The organism is Pseudomonas cichorii (genome assembly GCF_015471405.1).
Lineage (GTDB): Bacteria > Pseudomonadota > Gammaproteobacteria > Pseudomonadales > Pseudomonadaceae > Aquipseudomonas > Aquipseudomonas serbiensis.
In genome coordinates this window covers 232,484-255,727 of record NZ_BLVZ01000003.1, presented here as the reverse complement: position 1 = coordinate 255,727, position 23,244 = coordinate 232,484, and the positions used below count along the sequence as shown (strand labels likewise).

Below are 23,244 nucleotides of genomic sequence, written 5' to 3'. Positions count from 1 at the left end.
TTGTGGGAGGGGCCTTGGCCGCGATTCGTTCCCGGGCATGGACCCGCTTTTGCATGGAGACCCCTAACTCCACCCGTGAAGCTATTCCATGACTGATAAAAACATGCCCGCAGCGTTGCGTTTCATGTTGGCTGCGCGCCGCAGCGAACTGGAAGGCCTGGAAGGATTGGCGTCTACCTGCCAGATGGTGACCCAGGTCGGCCAACTGGTGCATGCCCTGCAACGTGAGCGTGGTTATTCCAATATGTATCTGGGCAGCGGCAAGGCCCATCATCTGACCCAACTCGATGTGCTGACCGCCGAAGCCAAGACTATAGAAGCTCGGGTCCTGGTCTGTTTCGAGCGCATCGATCTGGACGCGGCCAGTGCATCCGACCGTGCCCGCCTGTTTAACCGCATTGCCTATGTCATGCATGGGCTGGATGAACTGCCGGGTTTGCGGCGACGCATTCGCGAGCAGCGGCTGACGCCTCAGGACGCCACCATGGTGTTGAGCCGTCTGATCGGTGGCTTGCTGGCGGTTGTATTCGAGGCCGCTGACACTGCCATCGACCCGGTGGTTACCCGCGTTCTGGTGGCGATGTTCAATTTCATGCAGGGCAAGGAACTGGCAGGGCAGGAGCGTGCCTGTGGCGTAGGTGGCTTTCTGGCAGGTTATTTCGATGCGGCTGCCCATGATCGCCTGGAACATCTGGTCCAGAGCCAGGAGCGCTGTTTCCAGACCTTCATCCAGTTCGCCGACGACGATGCCCGGCGTTTGTGGCGCAATCAGGAAAGCAGCGATTGCGTGGCGCAACTCGGGCGTCTGCGGGGGGTAGCGTTGAAGACCTCCGAGGCCGAGAAAGTCGATTCGATGCTTTCGGAGGTGTGGTTCGACCTCAATACCCTGCGCATCGATGCCATGCGCGATATCGAGATCTATCTGGCTGACGGACTTCTGGTCCGTTGTCAGGAGAGCATCAAGCAGGCTCGCGCCGATCTGGACAACCATCGACAATTGTTGACCCGTCTGGTGAGTCTGGAAGCTGAGGGCAGTGTCGATCAGGCGCGGCTGTTCAGTGTCCAGGCTATCGATATGGACAGTCCGCCAGCTGATGGCCTTGGGCCGCATCTGGGGCGTTCGGTTCTGGATCTGTTGCAGTCCCAGACCCAGCGCCTGCTGAGCGCCAACGATGAGCTTGAAGAGGCACGACAAGCCCTTAATGAGCGCAAGTTGATCGAGCGTGCCAAGCGCTTGTTGATGGATGAACATCAGTTGAGCGAAGGCCAGGCCTACGAGCGTCTGCGCCAGTCGGCAATGGAGCGCGGCCAGCGTATGGTTGATGTCTCCCAGACCCTGCTTGCCTTCGCCGCAGCTCGTCCGGCACCACGCAAGCGACATTGAGCCTTATGCACTTGCGCCGGGCAATCGGCGCAGGCAGCGCCCCACTACTGTGCGAAACGCTCCGGCGGTGGACAGCGATCCAGACGCTTCATCTTCGCTACAACCCACGCGGTTCATGGCTGCCGCAAAGCTGGCATGCAAACTGCTTTGCAGGTTATGCAAGCCGGGTGCTTCCAGACGAAGACCGCGGCACATAAGCGAATTCCGGACAACGGCGTCCACACGTTCATCGGCAAAGGCCTGGAGCGTGTGTACGCCGTTTTTTTATGCGTGTTTTTGGGGGAACGATATGGACGAGAAGCCAGATAGCCTTGAGCAAGACAGCCCGCAAAATGCGCCTCGGCGGTCTTTCCTCAAACAGTCACTGGGCTTGCTGGGTGGCGGCGCGGCACTGAGTATTCTGCCGCCGGGCTTGCAGTCCGTGGTCTGGGCCGCTGGCACCGATGGTCTGGAAACCACCACCGCCAAGCTGGGTTTCATCGCCCTGACCGATGCCGCGCCACTGTTCGTTGCCGACGAGAAAGGGCTGTTTGCCAAGTACGGCATGACCGGCGTCGAAGTGCTGAAACAGTCCTCCTGGGGAACGACACGCGACAACCTGGTCCTGGGATCGGCCAGCAACGGCATCGACGGCGCGCACATCCTGACGCCGATGCCTTATCTGATCGCCGCAGGCAAGATCACGCCCAACAACCGGCCGGTTCCGATGTACATCCTGGCCCGTCTGAACGTCGGCGGTCAGTGCATTTCCGTGGGTAGCGAATACGCTGACCTGAAGCTGGGCCTCGACTCGTCACCTTTCAAGGCCGCCCTGGCTGCCAAGAAAGCGGCAGGCAAGAGCCTCAACGCCGCGATGACCTTCCCCGGCGGCACCCATGACCTGTGGATGCGCTACTGGCTGGCGGCAGGTGGCATCGACCCGAACAAGGACCTGTCGACCATCGTCGTGCCGCCACCGCAAATGGTCGCCAACATGAAAGTCGGCAGCATGGACAGTTTCTGTGTGGGCGAGCCGTGGAACGGACAACTGGTCAACCAGAAAATCGGTTACACGGCCAACACCACCGGCGAGATCTGGAACAACCACCCGGAAAAGGCCCTGGCGTTGCGTGCCGATTATGTAGACGCCAACCCCAACTCGGCCAAGGCCTTGCTCAAGGCTGTAATGGAAGCGCAGATGTTCTGCGACCAGCCGGAAAACAAGGAAGAGGTCGCTCAGATCTGCGCCAAGCGCCGCTGGATCAATGCGCCTTACGAAGACATCGTGCAGCGCATGAAAGGCAACTTCGACTACGGCACCGGCAAGGTTGTGGAAAACAGCCCGTTCCTGATGCGCTACTGGAACGAGTTCGCGTCCTATCCGTTCAAGAGCCATGACCTGTGGTTCCTGACCGAGAACAAACGCTGGGGTTACCTGCCGCAAGGTTTCGACAGCCAGGCGCTGGTCGACAAGGTCAACCGCGAAGACATCTGGCGCAAGGCAGCGGCTGAGTTGAACGTGCCAGCGGCACAGATTCCGGCCTCCACCTCGCGTGGCATCGAGACGTTCTTCGATGGCAAGACCTTTGATCCGCAAAACCCGCAGGCCTATCTGGACAGCCAGACCATCAAGGCACTGTCTTGATCGTGGCCACTCGCTTGGGAGAAATCGATGAACGCTGAAAGTAAAAGCTTCAAGGCCGCGGGAACGCCCGTATCTGTCACCGGCAAGCCTGCCAGTCGCTGGCCTGCCAGATTCAAGAACCTGCGTCAGTTTCTGATGCAGAGTGTATTGCCGCCGCTGGTGGTGGGTGCCCTGTTTCTGTTGCTGTGGCAAATGCTCTGCAGCGGGAAGGGCGCGGCCTTGCCGCCGCCGACTCAGGTTATCCATGAAACCTGGGAACTGATCATTCATCCGTTCTATGACAACGGTGGCAATGACAAGGGCATGGCCTGGCAACTGCTCGCCAGCCTGCAACGTGTTGCCTACGGCTATACGCTGGCAGTCATCGCCGGGATCAGTTTCGGGGTATTGATCGGTCAGTCGGCCTGGGCCATGCGCGCTCTGGACCCACTGTTCCAGATCCTGCGTACGGTTCCGCCACTGGCCTGGCTGCCGCTGTCGCTGGCCGGTTTCAAGGACAGCCATCCTTCCGCGATCTTCGTGATTTTCATCACCGCGATCTGGCCGATCATCATCAATACCTCGGTGGGCGTGCGCAACATTCCCGAGGACTACCGCAACGTGGCCAAGGTTCTGCGTCTCAATGGCGTGGAGTACTTCTGCAAGATCATGCTGCCTGCCGCAGCGCCTTATATCTTCTCCGGCCTGCGTATCGGTGTCGGTCTGTCATGGCTGGCGATCATTGCCGCCGAGATGTTGATCGGTGGCGTGGGTATCGGCTTCTTCATCTGGGATGCGTGGAACGCCTCGCGCATCAGCGACATCATCCTGGCGCTGATCTACGTCGGTGTCGTCGGGTTTCTACTCGACCGGTTGGTGGCCTTTGTCGGTCATCTCGTCACTCGCGGCACATCGGCCGGTTAAGGAGCATGCACATGAATGCGCAAGACAAGTATCTGAGCATCGAAAAAGTCAGCAAGACCTTCGAGCGCGACGGGGTTTCCAGCCAGGTCCTGACCGGCGTCAATCTGGATGTGGCACGGGGCGAGTACATCTCGATCATCGGCCACTCGGGCTGCGGCAAGTCGACGGTGTTGAACATTGTGGCCGGGCTGACCGAGTCCACCAGCGGTGCGGTGATCCTGGATGGTAAAGAGGTTCGCGCACCGGGCCCGGATCGCAGCCTGGTGTTCCAGAACCATTCGCTGCTGCCCTGGCTGACGGTTTACGAAAACGTGGCGCTGGCGGTCGACAAGGTGTTCAAGCACAGCAAGAGCAAGGCCGAGCGTCATGAGTGGGTGTTGTATAACCTGGACATGGTCAGCATGAGTCATGCTCTGCACAAGCGCCCGAGTGAAGTATCCGGCGGTATGAAGCAACGGGTCGGTATTGCTCGCGCACTGGCCATGCAACCCAAGGTCCTGCTGCTGGACGAACCCTTCGGCGCACTGGATGCACTGACTCGTGCGCACTTGCAGGATGAGGTGATGCGAATCCAGAGCGAGTTGCAGAACACGGTGCTGATGATTACCCATGACGTGGACGAAGCGGTGCTGCTTTCCGATCGTATCGTGATGATGACCAATGGCCCGTCGGCGACCATTGGCGAAATCCTCAAGATCGACCTGCCGCGCCCGCGCAACCGCATCGCCATGGCCGATGACCCGCTGTACAACCAGTATCGCCATGCAGTGCTGAGCTTCCTGTACGAGAAGCATCGCAAGGTGGAGGCGGTGGCTGTCTGATCCCCGGTAGGAGCGAATTCATTCGCGAAAATGACAATTCGCGAATGAATTCGCTCCTACACAGATGTTTAAAACAGTGTCCCGATCCACATCCACAACGGCAATGTCCCCGCCGACAGAATGGTGGTCAGGCAAATCGCCGAGCTGGTTTTCTGGACGTCCGACACGGTCCGGGCAAAACCCAGCACATTGACCCCGGACGGTCCGGCAGCCATCAGCACCAGCACCGCCCGTGGCATGCCTTCTATGCCCAGCACGATACAGGCCAGCAACACCAGCAGCGGCATCAGCGCCAGTTTGGCGAAAGTGATACCCAAGGCCTCGGCGCTGGGTGTCAGCCGGTAGCTGGAAAGGTTGGCACCCAGCACGATCAATGCGCAGGGCAGGGCAGCCTGGGCCAGCCATGTGGTGAGGTGGTCCGCCCAGTCCGGTAATGCAAGGCCCGACAGGTTCAGCGCCACGCCCAGCAACAGGCCAATGATCATCGGGTTCGCCAGGCTCGCAATCAAAGAGCGCGAATTGAACGGTTCGTTGCCCGCAAAACTGTCGTACAGGCTCTGGAAGCTGAACAGCAACAGGCTGTGAACGGCAATCACGGTAAACAGCAGGACCAGCCCGGGATTGCCGAACAGACCGGCGATCATCGGAATGCCGATCAGCACGTTATTGGAAAAGCTCGCTGTCAGGCCGAAGGGTGTCGGTTTGCCGGCAAAGCGGTGGTTCACCAGATTGACCAGCGCAAACACCATCAATGCGGGTACGAAGTAGGCTGCCAGTATCCGTATATCCAGACCATCGTGCAGTGGCGCCTTGGCCATGCCGGTAAACAGCACCATGGGCATGAACAGCTTGAAGGCCAGATTGCTCAAGGCCTTGGTGCTATCGGGAGTGAGTGCTTTGCGGCGTCCCAGCACGTAACCCAGGACGATCAACAGAAATATCGGCAGGATGGCTTGGGAAACGGCCACAGATTCAAGCTCCTTGGGGGATGGCCGGGCATTATGGCGCTCTGGACCCGGCCATGCCTATCACATTGCCCCTATATCCGGCTTGAGCGTGCTCGATCCACCATAGATCGGTGGATGAGTGACGATATGGGTCAGATCCACCGCCGAATCCATCAGCTTTTGCAGGTCCGGGCGCGGACGTGACAGGCGAGGGTCGCCTGCGGTGGCCTGTTCGAGCGCCTGGGCGCAGGCCATCAAGACGGCATCGCCCCGGAAACCGCCAATCACTTGCAGACCGAATGGCATGCCCTTGTGGTCCAGGCCACAGGGGATCGAGACGGCAGGGTTGGTGGTCAGGGTGATGGTGTAGCACAGCGCCAGCCAGCGATAGTAATTGTCCAGCGGCACGCCATTGACTTCTCGCAGGTACAGCTCGGTCCACGGGAAGGGCGAAACCGGTGTGGTGGGGGAGAGGATCAGGTCATAGCGCTCGAACTGTTGCTGGAAGCTGCGGAAGATGCGGCTCTGTTCGCCATGGGCCTTGACGCAATCCTGCAACGACATGGCCGCGCCCATTTCATAGTTGGCGCGGGTGTTGGGGCCGAGTGCGTCCGGGTCACGCTCATGGGCATCCTGAAGACCGGCGACGAAGGCTTCGGCGCGCAACACGTCGAAGGTGCGATGGGCGCTTTCCAGATTGAGGTCGATGGCCTCGCAGGACTTGAACAGGTGCTTGATGGCATTGATTTTTGCCCGGAACACAGCGCGGATTTCGTTATCCACGGCGCAACTGCCAAAGTCTTCGCTGTAACCGACGCGCAACTGGCTCAGGTCGATGGAGCGGGGCGCAAACTCGTCGTTGTCGACGGTATAGCTCAACGGGTCGGACTGGCCCAGACCTGCCGATGCCCGCAGTTGCAGCAAGGTATCGGCCACAGTTCGGCCCATGGGGCCGACCACTGAAATCGGGGTCCAGCCAAGCTTCTTGCGCTCGCTGGGTACCAGACCCGGTGAAGGCCGCAGGCCAACGATGCCGCACAGTGCAGCGGGAATACGCAACGAGCCGCCAGTGTCGGAGCCGCTGCACAGCGGCACCATATCCACCGCCAGCGCAGCAGCCGAACCGCCCGATGAACCGCCAGCGTTCAGCTCTGGATCAAAAGGATTGCCGGTGGCTCCCCAGACCACATTGCGGGTGTTGGCTCCTGCGCCCATTTCCGGGACGTTGGTCTTGCCGACCATGATCGCCCCGGCACTGCGCAGACGGGTCACGAAGAGGTTGTCACGGCTGGGCACGTTGTCGCGAAACAGCGACGAGCCGTAAGTGGTCAGGACGTCGGCGGTTTCCTCCAGGTCCTTGATGCCGATGGGCAGGCCATGCAGCAACCCCAGCGGCTTGCCTTGCATCACCGCCTGTTCTGCCTCTACCGCTTCCTTGCGGGCCCGCTCGAAACAGGTGGCGGAAAAGGCGTTGATCTTCGGGTTCAGGGTTTCGATTCGCTGGATGCAGGCGTCCAGCAGCTCGACGGGGGAAAGCTGTTTATTGCCGATCAGGGCGCGCAGTTCGGTGGCGGGTTTGCTGAGCAGGTCGGAGTGAGGCATGAGGGCAGTCCTTGGAATAAACGGTGGGCTTTTCGCGAATGAATTCGCTCCTACGGGGTTGGTGTAGGGGCGGATGATTCATTCAGCGCCAGAATGGTCGCGACCAGTGCCTGGCCTCTTGGAACCAGGGTCGCCAGTTCCAGGTATTCGCGATCGGTATGCACCTTGCCGCCGACCGGCCCCAATCCACACAGGGTCGGGATGCCCAGGCTGGCAGTGAATCCTGAGTCGGCGCAGCCGCCGGTGAACTCGCCTTCCACGATGAAGCCCAGTTCGGTCGCCTGTTGCTGATAAAGACGCAGCAGGTCGGTGCTGTGTCGGGCCTCCATGGGCAGGAACGTGGTGGCTTCCAGCAGACGGGCCGATGTGCCGGGCAGCTCCTCTTCATCGACGATGGCCTGGATGGCCGTGAGAATTTCATCCCATTGCCTGAGTTCCACAAAGCGCACATCGAGCTTTGCCGTGGCGCTGGGGGCGACGGTATTGCTGGAAGTGCCGCCGGACATCAAACCGACATTGGTGGTGATGCCTGCCGCATAGTCGGTCAAGGCATGCAGCTTGATGATCTTGTGCGCCAGTGCCTGAATGGCGCTGGCGCCGTCGGCATGATTGACCCCCGAATGTGCGGCGCGGCCACTGACTTCGATGATCAGCGTGGCACCACCTTTGCGGGCGCTGACGACATTGCCGCTGGCGCGTCCCGGTTCCGGGTTGAGCACGGCCTGGGCTGCACGGGCATGACGTTCGATATGAACACGGGCACTGCCCGAACCGATCTCTTCATCGCCGGTATAGAGAATCTGTACCGGAAACGGCAACGGTGGCAGGCGTTTCAGGGCCTTGAGGGCGAAGCAGTTGAGCACCAGCCCGCCTTTCATGTCCGCCACGCCCGGGCCGTAGGCCAGTTTGTCATCCATGGAATAGCCGCGAGTGGCGGTGGTGCCTTTGGGGAAAACCGTGTCGCGATGCCCCAGCAGCAGGACCGGCTTGCCCGGACCACCGGGCAGTTCGGCCAGCAGGACATCGCCAAAGTTCTCGATGGCGATACGTTCGACGCCGATGCCGTCGGCCTGCAGTTCGGCGGCGAGCAGTTCACCCACCGCGTCGACGCCGGCCTTGTCGTAGCTGTTGGAGTCGGTATCCACCAGCCGTTGCAGCAGTGACTCCATGGCATCGTGCTGTCCGGCGAGCCATTGGGTGGCCTGCTTTTGAGCTTCATTCATAAGGCGTTCTCCAGTGCCTGATGTTCGCGGGTCAGGCGTGCAGCATCATTGCCCAGGTCCCAGAACAGACCTGTCATGATTTGCAGGCTTTCCTTGACCACCGGCGCCAGCAGGTGTTCGTTGGGAGCATGCTGCGAACACGCCGGGTATGAATGTGGCACCCAGACCGTGGGCAGGCCAAGTACTTCTGCAAAAACGTCATTGGGCAGCGAGCCACCGAGGTTGGGCAGCAACGCGGGTTTCTTGCCGGTGGTGGTGGCCAGCGAATCGAGCGCCCATTCAACCCACGGGCTGTCGGGTGACAGGCGGGTGGCGTGCATGACATCGATCCGGCTTTGCTTCACCTCGACCTTGCTGAAACCGTGAGCGTCCAGGTGGGCGCGTACTGCCGGTATGAACGTGTTGTAGTCGCTGTCCACGACAAAGCGCATATGGCAGTGAGCAATGGCCTTGCCGGGAATAGCGTGAACCGGCGCTTCCGGGTTGCCGGTCTTGAAGGCCAGCACGTCCAGGGTATTCCAGCCGAACACCTTTTCGCTCAGGGACAGGCCTGGCTCGCCCCAATTCGGATCGATATCCGGGTCGCCAGGGCCGCCACCCACTTCGATATCCGCCAGGGCCTCACGCACTTTTTCAGGAATGGCCTTGGGCATCAGCCCGGCGACTTTCACCCGGCCTTTTTCATCCACCATGCTGGCGATGGCGTTGGCCAGGATGATGCCCGGATTGGCCAGCAGACCGCCCCAGTTGCCGGAGTGATGCGCGCCTTCACGCAAGTCCACGTTCAGCTCGAAATTGAAGACGCCCCGCGAGCCGAGAAACAGCGTCGGTCGTGACGCCGCCAGACGCGGACCATCGGAAGCAATGAAAATATCGGCCGCCAGTGCTTCGCTATGCGCTTCGCAAAATGCACGCAGGCCGGGGGAGCCGTCTTCTTCGCCCATTTCCAGCAGCAGCTTCACATTGAAACCCAGCTTGCCGTTGCGGGCCTTGAGGGTTTGCTCCAGTGCGGTCAGATTGATCAGGTGCTGGCCCTTGTTATCCGCCGTGCCGCGACCGTACCAGCGCTCACCACGTTCAACGACATTCCAGGGCGACAGGCCTTCGTACCATTGCGCGTCGTAACCGCGCACTACATCGCCGTGCCCATAGCTGAGCAGGGTTGGCAGTTGCGGGTCTTCGATGCGGGTGGCGATCATCAGCGGCCCGCGTCCGGTCACCGGGTTTTCATGAATCTGCACATTGAAACCCAGGCGCTCCACATGCGGCGTGATGAACTCCTTCAGATAGCGATAAAGCTCCGGCAGGCTGCTGGCTTCCTGGCTTTGGGTCGGGTAGGCGACACTGCTTTGCAGCAGGGCGAAGAAAGCGCCGTTGTCGAATTGTTCGCAGACGTTTTCGATAGCGTTCGAGCGACTACTCATGAGGCAACGAGCTCCAGGGTTTGAGGGGTGTCGCGAAGATGGCAGCGCACGGTTCCGCCCTTGACGGAAGCATTGGCCGGATAGTGTTGCTTGCAGGTGTCACCGCTGCTGGGGCAGCGCGGGTGGAAGGCGCAGCCGGTCGGGGGCGACATCGGGTTGGGGAAGTTGCCATGCAGGCCAAGGTCGGGAATGCCCAGATGCGGGTCGGGTGTCAGCACCGAGTCCAGCAGCGCCTGGGTATAAGGATGGCCAGGCTCGGAGAACAGCGATTCGCGGCTGCGCTCTTCGACGATGCGGCCCAGATACATCACTGCGACTCGGTCTGCCAGGTGTTCGATCACCGCCAGGTTGTGGCTGATCAGCAGATAGGTCAGGCCGAACTCACGCTTGAGGTCCTGCAACAGGTTGAGAATCTGCGCCTGTACCGAAACGTCCAGCGCCGAAGTGGGTTCGTCGCAGATCAACACATCCGGGCGCATGATCAGCGCACGGGCGATGGCCACACGCTGGCGCTGGCCGCCGGAAAGCTGGCTGGGATAGCTGTCGATCACGCGCTTGGGCAGGCCGACCACATCGAGCATTTCTTCGGTGCGCTTGCGGCGTTCGGCCGTGGTGCCGATGTCGTGCACGATCATCGGCAGGGTAACGATTTCGCGCAGGGTCTTGCGCGGGTTCAACGAAGAGTAGGGGTCCTGGAAAATCGGCTGGATGCGTCGCGCCATTTCCTTGCGGTCGGTGGCGGCCAGGTGTTTGCCGTTGACCAGCACGTCACCGCTGCTCGGTGGCAGCAAGCCCAGCAGCATCTTTGCCAGAGTGCTCTTGCCACAGCCGGACTCACCCACCAGCCCCAGGGTTTCACCGCGCATCAGGCGCAAGGACACACCATCCACGGCTTTCAGGGTGGCCGATGGCTTGAAGAAGCCGCGATTGATCTTGAACTCCCGACGGATATCACAGAGTTCCAGAGCGATATCTTTTTTCATGACAGTGCTCCTTCCCGGTGAAAGACGGGTGTTGCTGCGGGAGTGGCAAACAGGCAGCGGGCCATGTGGTCGTCGCTTTCCACGGGCGGTACGTGACTGGCGCAGGCTTCAATCGCTTGTGAGCAACGGTTGCGGAACGCGCAGCCCTGTTGTTCGCCTACCAGGCTCGGCACCAGACCGGGAATCGATCCCAGCGGCTGACCCGGTTGCGTGCGCCCCGGAATCGGGATACTGGCCAGCAGACCGCGGGTATAAGGATGCTGCGGGTTCTCGAACAACTGCACGGCGGGTGCTGTCTCGACGATTTGCCCGGCGTACATCACCGCAACCCGGTCCGCGATACGTGCCACAAGCCCCAGATCGTGAGTAATGAAGATCACGGCCATGCCGAATTCTTTCTGAAGGTCGCGAATCAGCCGCAGAATCTGCGCCTGAATGGTGACGTCCAGCGCTGTAGTCGGCTCGTCGGCGATGATCACATCGGGTTCGCACATCAACGCCATGGCGATGATGACCCGCTGGCGCAGGCCGCCCGACAATTGATGCGGGTATTGACGCAGGCGTTCGCCCGCATTGCTGATGCCGACCTTTTCCAGCATCTGCCCTGCACGCAACATGGCATCCTTGCGCGACACCTTGCGGTGACGCAGCAGGACCTCGCAAAGCTGATCGCCAATGCTGTAGGCCGGGTTCAGCGAGGTCATGGGTTCCTGGAAGATCATTGCCAGGCGGTTGCCGCGCAGGTCGCACATCTGGCGTTCGCTCTGGGTCAGCATATCTATGCCGTCCAGGCTGAGTTGCGTTGCGGTACGTTTTGCCTTGCGCGGCAGCAGGTCCATCAGCGCCAGGGACGTCAGGGATTTGCCGCATCCCGACTCGCCGACGATGCACAGCATTTCGCCGCGCTCGACATGGAAATCCAGGCCGCGAACGGCGTGCAGGGTTTCCTGGCCAAGAGGGATATCGACGCGCAGGTTTTCAACATGCAAGAGAGCCATGTCCGGATATCCTCTGTCAGTTGCGCCCATCGGGCAGGATCAAGTCACGCAGGCCGTCACCGACCAGATTGATACCCAGCACCAGCACCATCAGTGCGACACCGGGGATGGCGATGACCCAGGGGGAAAAGAACATGTAGGGCTTGCCCTCGGCGATCATCAGGCCCCAGGACGGAATCGGCGGTTGTACGCCCACGCCCAGAAACGACAGCGCGGACTCCAGCAGGATGGCGTGGGCCATTTCCAGGGTGGCAACCACGATCAGCGCGCCCACCAGATTGGGCAGGATTTCACTGGCCAGGATGCGAAAGGTCGAGCAACCCAACGCTTGGGCCGAGGCGACATATTCGGCATCGCGAATCTGTTGCACCGCCGCGCGGACCACCACTGCGAAACGGTCCCATAGCAGGCAACCAAGCAGAATGATCACCACTTTCAGCGAACCTCCCATCAGCGAGGCAGAGGCCAGCGCGACCATGACCACGGGCATGGCCAGGCGGGTGGTGATCAGGTAGCTGATCACGGCATCGACCTTGCCGCCGAAGTAACCTGCCAGCAGGCCCATGATGGTGCCAATCAAGCCGGAAATCAGTGCCGCCGAGAAACCGATGAACAGTGAGATTCGAGCGCCGTAAAGCAGGCGCGACAGGTAATCGCGGCCCAGCTTGTCGGTGCCCAGAATGTAATCCCAGGTGCCATTGGCCATCCATACCGGCGGCTTCATGCGCAGCATGACGTCCTGAGCGTAAGGGTCGTAAGGCGCAAGCCACGGCGCGAACAACGCGCCGAACAGAATGATTGCCAGCAGCAGCATGCCAATCGCAAAGCCGCGATGACGCAGGCTGTTGCGCAGGGACCGCAGGATGCTTTTCGCCGGTGGCTGGTAGTCGTTGATGACCAGAGCAGATGAAGTTGTCGTGCTCATGGGGCCTCCTATTTCACGCGAATGCGCGGGTCGAGCAGTGCGTTGAGCACGTCGGCCAGCAGGGTGAGAACGATGTAGATCACGGCAATCAGCAACACCACGGCCTGAACCACCGGGAAGTCGTCACGGGCGATGGCATCCCAGGCCAGTTGACCGATGCCTTGCAGGGAGAACACCGTCTCGATGACCACCGAGCCGCCGAGCATGAAGCCGAACTCCACGGCCGCCAGTGCGACCACGGGGATCAAGGCATTGCGCAGCGCGTGCTTGAACAGCACGGTAGAAGGACGCAGCCCTTTGGCGCGAGCGGTGCGGATGTAGTCGGAGTTGAGTACATCGAGCATCCCGGCGCGGGTCAGGCGCATGATGGCCGGCGTGGCGTAGTAACCCAGGGCAATGGCGGGCATCACAAAATGCGCCCAGGTGGCATTGCCGGAAACCGGCAGCCATTTCAGCGTGACCGAGAACACCACGATCAGCATCAGGGCAAACCAGAAGCTGGGCATTGCTTGACCCAGCACCGCGATGCTCAAGGCCAGACGATCGATCCAGGTGTCACGCTTGACCGCCGCCAGTACGCCCAGCGGAATGGCGATCAACAGGGCAATGCCTAAAGCCATGGCTCCCAGCCCGAGGGTGATCGACAGACGCGAGGCGATCAGGTTGTAGACCGACTCCTGAAAGAAGAACGAATCACCCAGATCCAGACGCAGCAGGTCGCTCAGCCAGTTGAAGTATTGAGTGACCAGCGGCTTGTCGAGGCCGTACTGCACACGGATCTGCTCGATCTGTTCGCTGGTGGCTTCCGGTCCGCCAATGGCGGTAGCCAGGTCACCTGAAAGGTGCAAGAGGGAGAAACTGATGACCGACACGGTAATCGCCACGCACAAGGCGATACCCAGACGGCGCAGAAGGAATCCAAACATGGCAAGTGACCTTGTATCCATGGGATGACATTGATGAGTGCGCAGTCGTGCCGCACTCACCGATTTACTTCAGGTGGCGCTTACTTCCAGCTCGACAGAACGAAGCGCGGCAGCTCGTCCGGGTACGGCTTGAAGTTCAGGTCCGAGACATACGCATAGTTCATCGAGTAGTTGAACAGCGGTGCCCAGTAGGCCTGTTCGCTGATGCGCTGCAAGGCCAGGCGGTAATTGTCCTTGCGCACCTGAGGGTCCAGCGCGTTGTCTGCTGTTTGCAGCCAGCTCTGGACTTGCGGGTCCTTGATGTTGTCGTCCGGGTTGCCTTTGAACCAGGTACCGGCCGAGGCCGAGGTGTCGAGGATCGAGAACGAGCCCCAGGCCTGGAACGACATCGGCACCTTGCCGCCGCGTTGCTGGTCACGCAGTGCTGCGTATTTCAGGTAACGAAGCTTGGCGTTGATGCCTACGGCGCGCAGGTTGCCGATAATCGCTTCTACATAGTCGCGGTCACGGTAGGCGAAGATTTCAGTCTCGAAACCATTGGGGTAGCCCGCTTCCGCGAGCAGCGCCTTGGCCTTGGCCGGGTCGTAGTTATAGACCGTGGCAGCCGTGGTGTCGCAACCGAACTGGCCAGGGTAGCAGGCCACTTGCAGCGGCTTGCTTTCGCCGCCCACCAGTTGTGAAGCCAGACCCTCACGGTTGATGGCGTGGTTGATCGCCTGACGCACCTTGAGGTGTTTCATGGGCGAATCGGCGCTGGAGGTGCCCCGTGCATCGAGGATCAAAAAGCCGATACGCATGGTCCCGCCGCTGGTTACCACCAGGCTTTGCATGCCCTTGAGGCTTTGCGCCTGATCCGGTGCCACGCGCCAGACCCAGTCAACGCCACCGGTCATCAGCTCGGCAAGACGTGTTTCGGAGTCGGCAATCACCTTGAACTGGATATGACCGATTTTCGGCTGGCCTTGAGGGCTGCCCTGAAAGTAGTCCGGGTTCTTGTCCATGTTCACGCCTACGCCGCTGGTGATGGACGCAACCTTGTAAGGACCGGTGCCCACCGGTTTGCGGCTGAACTCGGCCAGGCCGACTTTCTCGAAATAGTTTTTCGGGAACATCGGCACTGCGTTGGACAGGTATTCGAGGGCGGCCGGGAAGGGCTTTTTCAGGTGCAGGCGAACGCTGTAATCCCCCAGTTTTTCTGCGCTCTTGATCCAGTCGACGTTCTGTATGGTGACGACTTTGGAGTCCGGCGAAACCACATAGTTGAGGGTGAACACCACATCGTCGGCCGTGAAGGCATCGCCGTTGTGGAATTTCACGCCCTGGCGCAATTCGAAATCGATGGTGCTGTCGTCGACCTGTTTCCAGCTGGTGGCCAGCATGGGTTCCAGTTGTCCGCTGTCGGGATTGCGATAGACCAGGTTATCCCAGATGAGTCGACCCAGAATGACGCCTTCGCGCAAGTCGTTGTGATAAGGACTGATGTTTTCAGGTTCACTGTCGGATGCGTAAACCAGCGTGTCATCGGCTTTGCCTGCGAAGGCGGAAAAGCTGCTGAACAAGCCCAGCAGCGCAATGCTGCGAGCGAAACCCTTGATGCCCATGCCGTCATCTCCAAAAGGCGAAGTGGTTGTATCAAAGGGCAGTGGATCGCAAATGCGAAAGGAGAAAGGGGTACAAGCAGGCAATGGTTTTATTAGGCCTCGACACGACTCTAGGCAAAGCGTATCAATGCCACAAGCACAATCTTTCGATACTTGCTTTGCCGAAAAGGCAATGCTGGAGGTGGTCATGCAGCTCTACGGTGTGCAATCCACGGCTTTGCGCTACTTTCTGGAAGTGGCGCGTTGCGGGTCTATCAGTGAAGCGTCCTTGCGACTGAATGTCGCGGCTTCGGCAGTCAGCCGGCAGATCGCCAAACTGGAGCGGGATCTGGATGCGGTGCTGTTCGAGCGGCGCGCCCGAGGCATGGTGCTGAGCGAGGCGGGGATACGCCTGGCGGCCTATGCACGCAAATCCCAGCTCGAAGCCGAGCAGGTGGTACTGGAAATCACCGAGTTGCACGGCCTGCAACGCGGTCATGTGCGCATTGCCTGTTCCGAAGGCTTCGCCCTGGAGTTTCTGCCCAAGGCTATCGCGCTGTTTCGCCGGACCTATCAAGGCATCCATTTTTCACTGGAAGTCTGCGCACCGGCCCAGGCCACGGAAAAGGTACGCTCCGGCGATGCCGACCTTGGCCTGACGTTCAGCCTGACGCCGCAAAAGGAGATCAAGGTCGAATACATCCATACCGGAGCCATCTGCGCGGTGGTGAGCAACAACCATCCTCTGGCAGACCGTCCGGAGGTTTCGCTGGCAGAGCTTCAGCCTTATGCCATCGCCTTGACCAATACCGATACGACACTGCGCCAGTTGTTCGATATCTGCTGTGGTGTTCAGGGCCTGCTGTTCGATCCGGTGCTGACCAGCAATTACATTGGCTCCTTGTTGCGTTTTGTCCGGGAGGAGGGGGGTATCAGCCTCTCCAGTGAGATGACCCTGGACAGGCGTCTGCTCGGCAAGGAGCTTCGATCCCTGCCGATCAGTGACGAAGGCATGAAAGCCCGGCGTATCGAGTTGCAGAGCATGGCGGGCCGCAACCTGCCTGCGGCGGTCAGTGCGTTTCGGGACTTCCTGATCGAGGAACTTGCCAAAACATGAGTCGCAATACCTGAGCGGGCATGTCTGGTTCTATCGTTGTTAATGTTATAGTGTATCAATATGAGATGGCATAACACGCCGCTCATATCGCTTACATCATGCTTCGTCCGTTGTGGCGAAGCAGGCCAACGAGATGACCGACTGACATGAATAACCCCCTCCCTGACGTTGCCCTGACGGAAGTTTCCGCAGCCCTGATCGCCCTTGACTGGGTCGGCATGCAAGGTGTCGAAGTCCCGATTCTGCTGAGCGAACCCGGTGTGGTGCATCCGATACATGCCTATGTTGATCTGCAGGTCGACCTGGCCGATCCCAGCGTCAAGGGCATCCATATGTCGCGCCTCTATACCTTGCTCGACAGCTTCGCCGTACATCAGCCATTCACCCCTGGCGCCATGGCGGCGCTGCTCGAAGCCATGGTTACCAGCCATGCCGACTGCCACTCCAGTCGCTCGCGGCTCAAGGTGAGTTTCAATCTGCTGTGCCGCCGACCGGCATTGAAGACTCAAGGCTTGAGTGGCTGGAAATCCTATCCGGTAACGTTGAACGCGGTCTGGACTGGAGGCAGTCTGTTGCTCGATGCTGCGGTGGATGTCACGTATTCCTCGACCTGCCCGTGTTCGGCAGCCTTGTCGCGCCAGCTTGTGGAAGAGGCGTTTCTGGCGCGCTTTGCCGGTCAGGAAGCATTGAGCCCCGCTCATGCGGCGGCCTGGCTGCGAGAGAATGCCTCCTTCGCGACACCCCATAGCCAGCGCAGCGTGGCAACGGTCCAGGTGCGTATCCCGGAGCAGGCAACCGTGCTTGGCCTGATGGCGTTGATCGATGCCACCGAAAGCGCCTTGGGCACACCGGTGCAGACCGCCGTCAAACGTGCTGACGAACAGGCCTTTGCCCGTCTCAACGGCAAGAACCTGATGTACGTCGAAGACGCTGCACGCAAGATCCAGCAGGCACTGGAAGGGCTGTTCGCCGCGTCCAGTGTCAGCGTGCGTCACCTTGAAAGCCTGCACCCCCACGATGCCGTGGCTTATACCTCCAACTATACGTCCTGAGGACTACCACCGTGATCCGCAAGAACCCTTCCGGCCATCTGCCGGTCATTGCCGAGTCGGCTTATATCGATAAAACCGCGATCATTTGCGGCAAGGTGATCATCAAGGACAACGTCTTTGTCGGTCCCTATGCCGTGATCCGCGCCGACGAGGTCAACGCCAATGGCGATATGGACCCGATCATCATCGGTGCCAATTCCAATATCCAGGACGGCGTGGTCATCCATTCCAAGTCCGGCGCAGCGGTGACCATCGGCGAATACACCTCCATTGCCCACCGTTCCATCGTCCACGGCCCCTGCACGGTGGGCGACCGGGTTTTCGTCGGCTTCAACAGCGTGCTGTTCAACTGTCAGGTGGGTAATGGCAGCGTCGTGCGCCATAACTCCGTGGTCGATGGCCGCGATCTGCCAGAAAGCTTCTATGTGCCATCCACCACACGTATCGGTCCGAACACCGATCTTTCGCAATTCCCGCCGGTAAGTATTTCGGCTTCGGAGTTCTCGGAGGACGTGGCACATACCAATATCGATCTGGTTCGCGGCTATAAGGCCTTGCAGAACGAGTTCTGAATAACATAGCGCTGTCATGGGCAAGCCCGTCTGCGGCACAATGCGCGCGGCGTTTTGTGTGCGCGAGGCTTGCCCGCACTCTTGAAACATCATGCACCTGTTACAGCTTCCCACGGACAAGAGCTTCCCATGACAACAGTTGTTCCCTCGACACCTGCGCCGTCTTCGCGATTGCGATCGATCGACGCCCTGCGCGGGCTGATCATTCTTTTCATGTTGCTGGACCATGTGCGGGAAACCTTCTTCCTGCATCGTCAGGTCAGCGATCCCATGGATGTCGCCACCACAGCTCCGGAAGTGTTCTTCAGCCGCTTGCTGGCCCATGTATGTGCGCCATTGTTCGTGCTGCTGACCGGGCTTTCGGCCTACCTGTACGGCGAAAAGTACAGTGGCCGGACTGACGTTTCCGCCTTTCTGCTCAAGCGCGGCCTGTTCCTGATTGCCCTGGAATTCACCCTGGTCAGCTTCGCCTGGACCTTCAAATTCCCGCCGACCATCATTTACCTGCAAGTCATCTGGGCCATCGGCCTGAGCATGGTGGCCTTGTCTGCGATGGTGTTTCTGCCGCGCTGGGCGCTGGTGGTGATCGGTCTGGTGATCGTCGCCGGGCACAACCTGCTGGACTCGCTGCATTTCGGTGTCGAGTCGGCCATGCATATACCATGGGCGATTCTGCATGATCGTGGCTGGATCGAAGTCAGTGACACCCTGCGCTTGCGCACCTCTTATCCGCTGCTGCCCTGGATCGGCGTTATCGCACTGGGTTATGCCGCCGGACCATGGTTCACATCGAGTATGGATGCTGCTGCACGTCGCAGCCGGTTGTGGGTCTGGGGATTGGGCGCGCTGATTGGCTTCATGGTCCTGCGCGTGATCAACGGCTATGGCGAAAAGCCCTGGAGCGTTGGCGAAACCGGCGTACAGACGCTGATGAGCTTTTTCAATATCACCAAATACCCGCCGTCATTGCTGTTCATCAGCCTGACACTGGGCATTGGTCTGCTGGTGTTGATCTGGTTCGAGCGTATTCAGGAGAAGGGCTGGCTGAAACCGCTGGTGACCCTGGGCGCAGCACCGATGTTCTTCTACTTGCTGCACCTGTATGTGCTGAAGTTCCTGTACCTGATTGCCGTGGCGATCTGGGGCAAGAATCAGGGCGATTACTTCGGCTTCGATGCGATGTGGGGCGTATGGCTGAGTTCAGTGCTGCTGGCGGTGGCGCTGTTTCCGGCGGTGCGCTGGTTTGCCGGGCTGAAAGCGCGGCGGCGTGATATTACCTGGCTGAAATACTTGTAGGAGCGGACTTGTCCGCGAAGGCGGTATTACATCCGAGAGAGATACGTCGTTTGAAATGCCTTCGCGAATAAATTTGCTCCCATCAAACAAGACGCAAGAGCATGAATTAGAAAGTATTTTACGTAGGGTAAAACTTTACCCGGCGTACATATCCATTATTGGTATGTGCTGCTCCTACCGGTTCCGCCTTTACGGCGGCCCCCTTTGTTTCGGCAAAGGGGGGAAACCATTCGCTCCGGTTCGGCCCCGCCTTGGGGCGGGGTTCCCTCGCTCTGGCATTGCTCCGTGGGTACGCGCCGACGGGCCTTCCATGGCCCTGCGGCGCTTGCTCGGCGTCCTGCCTCGCACCCCACTGCACAATACCTCCACTCGGCCTTCACCCACGTCGCAATCGGCGGTGTCTGGAATATTTCTGATCACATCCCCAAAACACATCGTCTGCTGTTTCGCGAATAAATTCGCTCCTACGCACGATGGTGAGAGCACCGCAGAACGCGACGTTGGTGAAGGCTGAGAGGAGGTAGTGATCCGGTGGGAACTCTGCAGGGATGCAGAGTTAGCCGCACAGGGCCATGGATGGCCCATTGCGGCGACCGCCGGATCACTGCCGGAGCGAAGGAACCCCGCCTCAAGGCGGGGCCGAACCCGGAGCAGTGGCTTTGGTTACTTTGGCCGAAACCAAAGTGACGCGCCGTAAAGGCGCAAGGCGGCCTCAAGCCGAACCATTAATTTGGAAACACCTGCTGACAGCGCGGAGCCGAGGCGGCGGGTGATCTCCTACGGATTTGCATCAATCGTGATGTGCTTCACCCACGAAGGTCAGCGAGGTAAACAGGCCTCGCTCTTCGATATCGGCATTGTCCTTGACCGGCAGCGTCACTTCGGCCGCGATCACATTCAACCCCTCGTTACGCACGACCACATTGGCGCGACCTTCGGCATCGGTTTCGGCACTCACCACGTCCGGGGCGCTGCGATAATCCCCGAACAGCTTGATACCCGCCGCAGGTTTGCCATCCACCAGCACGCGAACCGGCAACGGTTTGCCCGGCCCGACCGTTAGCGGGTCGACCTGAGGCACGATCACGAACTTCAGTTTGTCGAATGACGGCAAGCGAGCGCCTTCCTCATAAATCGCCAGGCTGTACTTGAAGGTATGGATCGACTCGGTGCCGCCCGGAACTTTGCTGCGACCTTCGTTGATCCACTTCTTGTCCTTGTTTCTGGTCCACATGCCGTTGTCCAGCGCCACAGACATCACAGCCACCGGCTTCAAGGGTTGCAGGCGTGCATGGTCGTCCAGGCGCTGCACGGTAACCGGAACCATCCGGCCAGCAAGATCATAGGCCCAGGCTCCGCTGACCTTTTGCGCCTTGAAGGCGTTGTCTTCTGCGCCATGGCCGTAGACCACTTCAATATTGCCGCGACGCTGTTCGGTCCACAGACCGTGAGCGCTCGCATGGCCCGCGAAAAGGGCGCCCAGCAGGCTCAAGGCCAGAACTGATGGTTTGCAAATCATGATGCGTCCTTGTTTTCCGGTCAGAGGTTGAGGGTCAGGCTGACAGTGAAGTTGCGTGGCTCGCCGGGTGCGACCCAGTAATTGCTGTAGGAGCGCTCGAAGTATTTCTCGTCAAACAGGTTGTTGAGGTTCAGGCCAACGGTCACGTTCTCAGTGGCCTTGTAATGGGCGAGCAGATCCACGGTATGGTAGGCCGGCAGCTCGAAACTGGTCCCGGCTTCACCGGAGCGATCACCGACATACGTGAACGCGGCACCCACATCAGAGCCTCGCAATACGCCTTCCTGGAATTCATAAACGCCCAGCAGGCTGCCACTGCGCTTGGCGACACCGAGGATCCGGCTGCCGGTCGGAATGGTCCGGTCACCCTTGGTCACTTCGGCATCGATGTAGGCAAAGGCCCCGATCACACGAATGGCGTCGGTCACCTGACCAGTCAATTGCAGATCCAGGCCCTGACTGCGAGCCTCACCGATGGCACGGTTGCTGTCGGTGGAAGGATCGAGGGCCAGCACGTTTTCCTTCTCGATATGGAAGGCGGCGAGGGTGGTGCTCAAGCGATCGTCGAACAGCTCGCTCTTGATCCCGATCTCGTAACCGACACCTTCTTCCGGATCGAAGGTTTTACCTGAGGCATCCAGACCGTTATTGGGTTTGAATGAGGTCGAGGCGTTGGCGAACAGGCCGACTTGTGGCGTCAGTTGATACAGCAGGCCGGCGCGCTGGGTGAAGGCGTCATGGCGCTGTCTTGAGGTCGGGTTGGTTGCGGTAGGGGTGTAGTCATCGATCTGCTGATCGAAATGCTCGTAGCGAGCACCGATCATGCCGCGCAACTTGTCGGTGAAAACGATCTGATCCTGCAGGTTCAGGGCTCGGCTTTCGACATGCTCGAAGAAGTCCGTACCGGTGCGGGCACCATTGGGTTTGGCCTGGCCATAGACCGGGTTGTAGATATTGATGGCATAGTTGCTGCCGCCAATATTGGTAACCCGCTCGTTCTTGCGGTAGTTCTCGTATTCGGTGCCGATCAGCACCTCATGCTCCAGCCCCACGGCGTCGAAACGGCCGCGCAGTTCCAGTTGGGTGATGCTGTCATGCCAGTTCATGTCGCGTTCGCGATAGCGGCGGTTGACGGTTTGCGAGTTGGCGCTCAACGGCCGGGATTCACTGGCGTAGCCCGACAGTTCGCCTTCCTTGTAATGGCTGGCCAGACGCAGCGACCAGGCATCATTGAGATGATGATCCAGCGCGACCTGAATCATGTTGTTGTCGTTATCGATATCGTCGTCCGGCTCGCCCAGAAAGGTCGAACGGGACATGCCGCTCCACTTGTTGTTCGGCGCGACGATGCCACGGTCGAAGGTCGACTTGTGGCGTACGAACTCGGTTTCCACCAACAGGCTGGTGTCGGGATTCAGCTGCCAACTGAAAGACGGGGCCACGAACACGCGATTGCTCTCGACGTGATCGCGGAAACTGTTGTTGTCCTCGACCGCCAGATTGACCCGCGACAGGACATTACCTTCTTCATCCAGAGGTGTGTTGACGTCCAGTGCCGTGCGATAACGATCCCAACTGCCAGCACTGGCTTGCAGCGTGGTGAAGGCTTCGCGCTGCGGCTTTTTGGTCACGATATTGACCGTACCGCCCGGATCGCCACGGCCATACAGGCTGGCGGCAGGGCCTTTCAAGACTTCGATACGCTCGATATTGGCGGTGTCCGGAGTCGTCGGGTAACCACGGTTGGCGCTGAAGCCATCCTTGTAGAACTCCGAAGTGGTAAAGCCGCGAATGCTGTACTCGTAAAGGGTCAGGCCGCCGAAGTTATTCTGCTTCGACACGCCGCCAGCATAGTCCAGGGCGCGTTCGACATTGTTGCTGCCCAGATCCTTGAGTACCGAGGCCGGAACCACGCTGATGGATTGCGGAATATCCTTGATGGCGGTGTCGGTCTTGGTCGCCGTTGCCGAGCGCGTGGCCCGATAACCCTGAACCGGGCTGGTGGCCGTCTCATAGTGGTAATCGGAGGAGATGTTGACGTTGTCCAGTTCGAGGGTTTGCGGCAATTCTTCAGCGAAACTGACATTGCCCAGCACTCCGATTGCCAGGCTGGTCAGAGACGCGATTTTACGAGACGACATGGAGGATTTCCTGATAGTTATGGATACAATATAACATCTCCGTTGAGAATTATTACTGAGTGTGAATGTAACTGGATGTAAATTTTTTGCTCTGCCGATGCCCGTCGCCATGGCTTGCCGGCAGCGATGACCGATCACGCAGGTCCCACCGATGTCTGCAATGAGGAAATCCTGATCTGCGCTGGTGGTCGGGAGTGCATCGTGCAG

20 protein-coding genes are annotated in these 23,244 nt (G+C 59.6%); 8 read left to right on the top strand and 12 right to left on the bottom strand.

Going from position 1 to position 23,244, the window contains the following annotated elements; genetic code table 11:
* Positions 1-88: 88 nt before the first annotated feature.
* The gene (locus JL015_RS05110) at positions 89-1,384 is read left to right on the top strand and encodes a nitrate regulatory protein (RefSeq protein WP_201017692.1); all 1,296 of its coding nucleotides are present in this window, start codon (positions 89-91) and stop codon (positions 1,382-1,384) included.
* A 3-nt stretch (positions 1,385-1,387) separates the two neighbouring features.
* Here the strand turns inward: JL015_RS05110 and JL015_RS05105 are convergent, their stop codons facing one another.
* The gene (locus JL015_RS05105; protein ID WP_201017691.1) at positions 1,388-1,579 is read right to left on the bottom strand and encodes a hypothetical protein; all 192 of its coding nucleotides are present in this window, start codon (positions 1,577-1,579) and stop codon (positions 1,388-1,390) included.
* Between the two features lie 94 nt (positions 1,580-1,673).
* Between JL015_RS05105 and JL015_RS05100 the strand changes: the two genes are divergently transcribed.
* The 3 genes from JL015_RS05100 to JL015_RS05090 are packed head-to-tail and all read left to right on the top strand — an operon-like array spanning position 1,674 to position 4,732.
* Positions 1,674-3,008 (top strand): CmpA/NrtA family ABC transporter substrate-binding protein, encoded by a 1,335-nt coding sequence (locus JL015_RS05100; RefSeq protein WP_201017690.1) that lies wholly within the window; start codon positions 1,674-1,676, stop codon positions 3,006-3,008.
* Between the two features lie 27 nt (positions 3,009-3,035).
* Positions 3,036-3,911: a nitrate ABC transporter permease gene (gene ntrB, locus JL015_RS05095; protein ID WP_201003048.1), complete on the top strand. Its 876-nt coding sequence runs from the start codon at positions 3,036-3,038 to the stop codon at positions 3,909-3,911.
* Positions 3,912-3,922: 11 nt separating this feature from the next.
* Positions 3,923-4,732 (top strand): ABC transporter ATP-binding protein, encoded by an 810-nt coding sequence (locus tag JL015_RS05090; protein WP_201017689.1) that lies wholly within the window; start codon positions 3,923-3,925, stop codon positions 4,730-4,732.
* Between the two features lie 68 nt (positions 4,733-4,800).
* On the opposite strand, the gene JL015_RS05085 is transcribed toward JL015_RS05090, so the two are convergent.
* From JL015_RS05085 to JL015_RS05045, 9 genes are all read right to left on the bottom strand, one after another.
* Positions 4,801-5,700, bottom strand: a complete 900-nt coding sequence (locus JL015_RS05085; RefSeq protein ID WP_201017688.1) for an AEC family transporter — start codon at positions 5,698-5,700, stop codon at positions 4,801-4,803.
* A gap of 60 nt (positions 5,701-5,760) precedes the next feature.
* Positions 5,761-7,281, bottom strand: coding sequence for an amidase (locus tag JL015_RS05080; protein ID WP_201017687.1), 1,521 nt, complete (start codon positions 7,279-7,281; stop codon positions 5,761-5,763).
* A 50-nt stretch (positions 7,282-7,331) separates the two neighbouring features.
* A complete protein-coding gene (locus JL015_RS05075; RefSeq protein ID WP_201017686.1) occupies positions 7,332-8,504 on the bottom strand; it encodes a M20 family metallopeptidase in 1,173 nt (390 codons plus the stop codon).
* Positions 8,501-9,928 carry a M20 family metallopeptidase gene (locus JL015_RS05070; protein WP_201017685.1) on the bottom strand — a complete coding sequence of 476 codons (1,428 nt, stop codon included), beginning with the start codon at positions 9,926-9,928 and terminating at the stop codon, positions 8,501-8,503. The genes JL015_RS05075 and JL015_RS05070 overlap by 4 nt, the downstream gene beginning before the upstream one ends.
* Positions 9,925-10,911, bottom strand: coding sequence for an ABC transporter ATP-binding protein (locus tag JL015_RS05065; protein WP_201003036.1), 987 nt, complete (start codon positions 10,909-10,911; stop codon positions 9,925-9,927). The genes JL015_RS05070 and JL015_RS05065 overlap by 4 nt, the downstream gene beginning before the upstream one ends.
* Positions 10,908-11,909: an ABC transporter ATP-binding protein gene (locus tag JL015_RS05060; protein ID WP_201003034.1), complete on the bottom strand. Its 1,002-nt coding sequence runs from the start codon at positions 11,907-11,909 to the stop codon at positions 10,908-10,910. Before JL015_RS05060 ends, JL015_RS05065 begins: the two co-directional genes overlap by 4 nt.
* A 16-nt stretch (positions 11,910-11,925) precedes the next feature.
* Positions 11,926-12,834 (bottom strand): ABC transporter permease, encoded by a 909-nt coding sequence (locus JL015_RS05055; protein ID WP_201003032.1) that lies wholly within the window; start codon positions 12,832-12,834, stop codon positions 11,926-11,928.
* Positions 12,835-12,842: 8 nt separating this feature from the next.
* Positions 12,843-13,760, bottom strand: a complete 918-nt coding sequence (locus JL015_RS05050) for an ABC transporter permease (RefSeq protein ID WP_201003030.1) — start codon at positions 13,758-13,760, stop codon at positions 12,843-12,845.
* An 80-nt stretch (positions 13,761-13,840) separates the two neighbouring features.
* Positions 13,841-15,361, bottom strand: coding sequence for an ABC transporter substrate-binding protein (locus JL015_RS05045; RefSeq protein WP_201017684.1), 1,521 nt, complete (start codon positions 15,359-15,361; stop codon positions 13,841-13,843).
* Positions 15,362-15,548: 187 nt separating this feature from the next.
* Here JL015_RS05045 and JL015_RS05040 point away from each other — a divergent pair, with 187 nt between their 5' ends.
* The 4 genes from JL015_RS05040 to JL015_RS05025 all read left to right on the top strand — a co-directional run bounded on the left by JL015_RS05040 (position 15,549) and on the right by JL015_RS05025 (position 19,377).
* Complete coding sequence (locus JL015_RS05040) at positions 15,549-16,457, top strand: LysR substrate-binding domain-containing protein (protein ID WP_201003026.1); 909 nt, start codon at positions 15,549-15,551, stop codon at positions 16,455-16,457.
* 146 nt (positions 16,458-16,603) lie between these two features.
* Complete coding sequence (gene folE2, locus JL015_RS05035; RefSeq protein WP_201017683.1) at positions 16,604-17,509, top strand: GTP cyclohydrolase FolE2; 906 nt, start codon at positions 16,604-16,606, stop codon at positions 17,507-17,509.
* 11 nt (positions 17,510-17,520) lie between these two features.
* Positions 17,521-18,081 carry a gamma carbonic anhydrase family protein gene (locus JL015_RS05030; protein ID WP_025259656.1) on the top strand — a complete coding sequence of 187 codons (561 nt, stop codon included), beginning with the start codon at positions 17,521-17,523 and terminating at the stop codon, positions 18,079-18,081.
* A gap of 129 nt (positions 18,082-18,210) precedes the next feature.
* Entirely contained in the window at positions 18,211-19,377 is a 1,167-nt protein-coding gene (locus tag JL015_RS05025) for a DUF1624 domain-containing protein (RefSeq protein ID WP_201017682.1), read from the top strand.
* 790 nt (positions 19,378-20,167) lie between these two features.
* Here the strand turns inward: JL015_RS05025 and JL015_RS05020 are convergent.
* Together JL015_RS05020 and JL015_RS05015 are read right to left on the bottom strand one after the other, a co-directional pair.
* Entirely contained in the window at positions 20,168-20,896 is a 729-nt protein-coding gene (locus tag JL015_RS05020) for a DUF4198 domain-containing protein (protein WP_201017681.1), read from the bottom strand.
* Between the two features lie 20 nt (positions 20,897-20,916).
* Positions 20,917-23,037, bottom strand: a complete 2,121-nt coding sequence (locus JL015_RS05015; protein WP_201017680.1) for a TonB-dependent siderophore receptor — start codon at positions 23,035-23,037, stop codon at positions 20,917-20,919.
* Positions 23,038-23,244 lie beyond the last annotated feature (207 nt).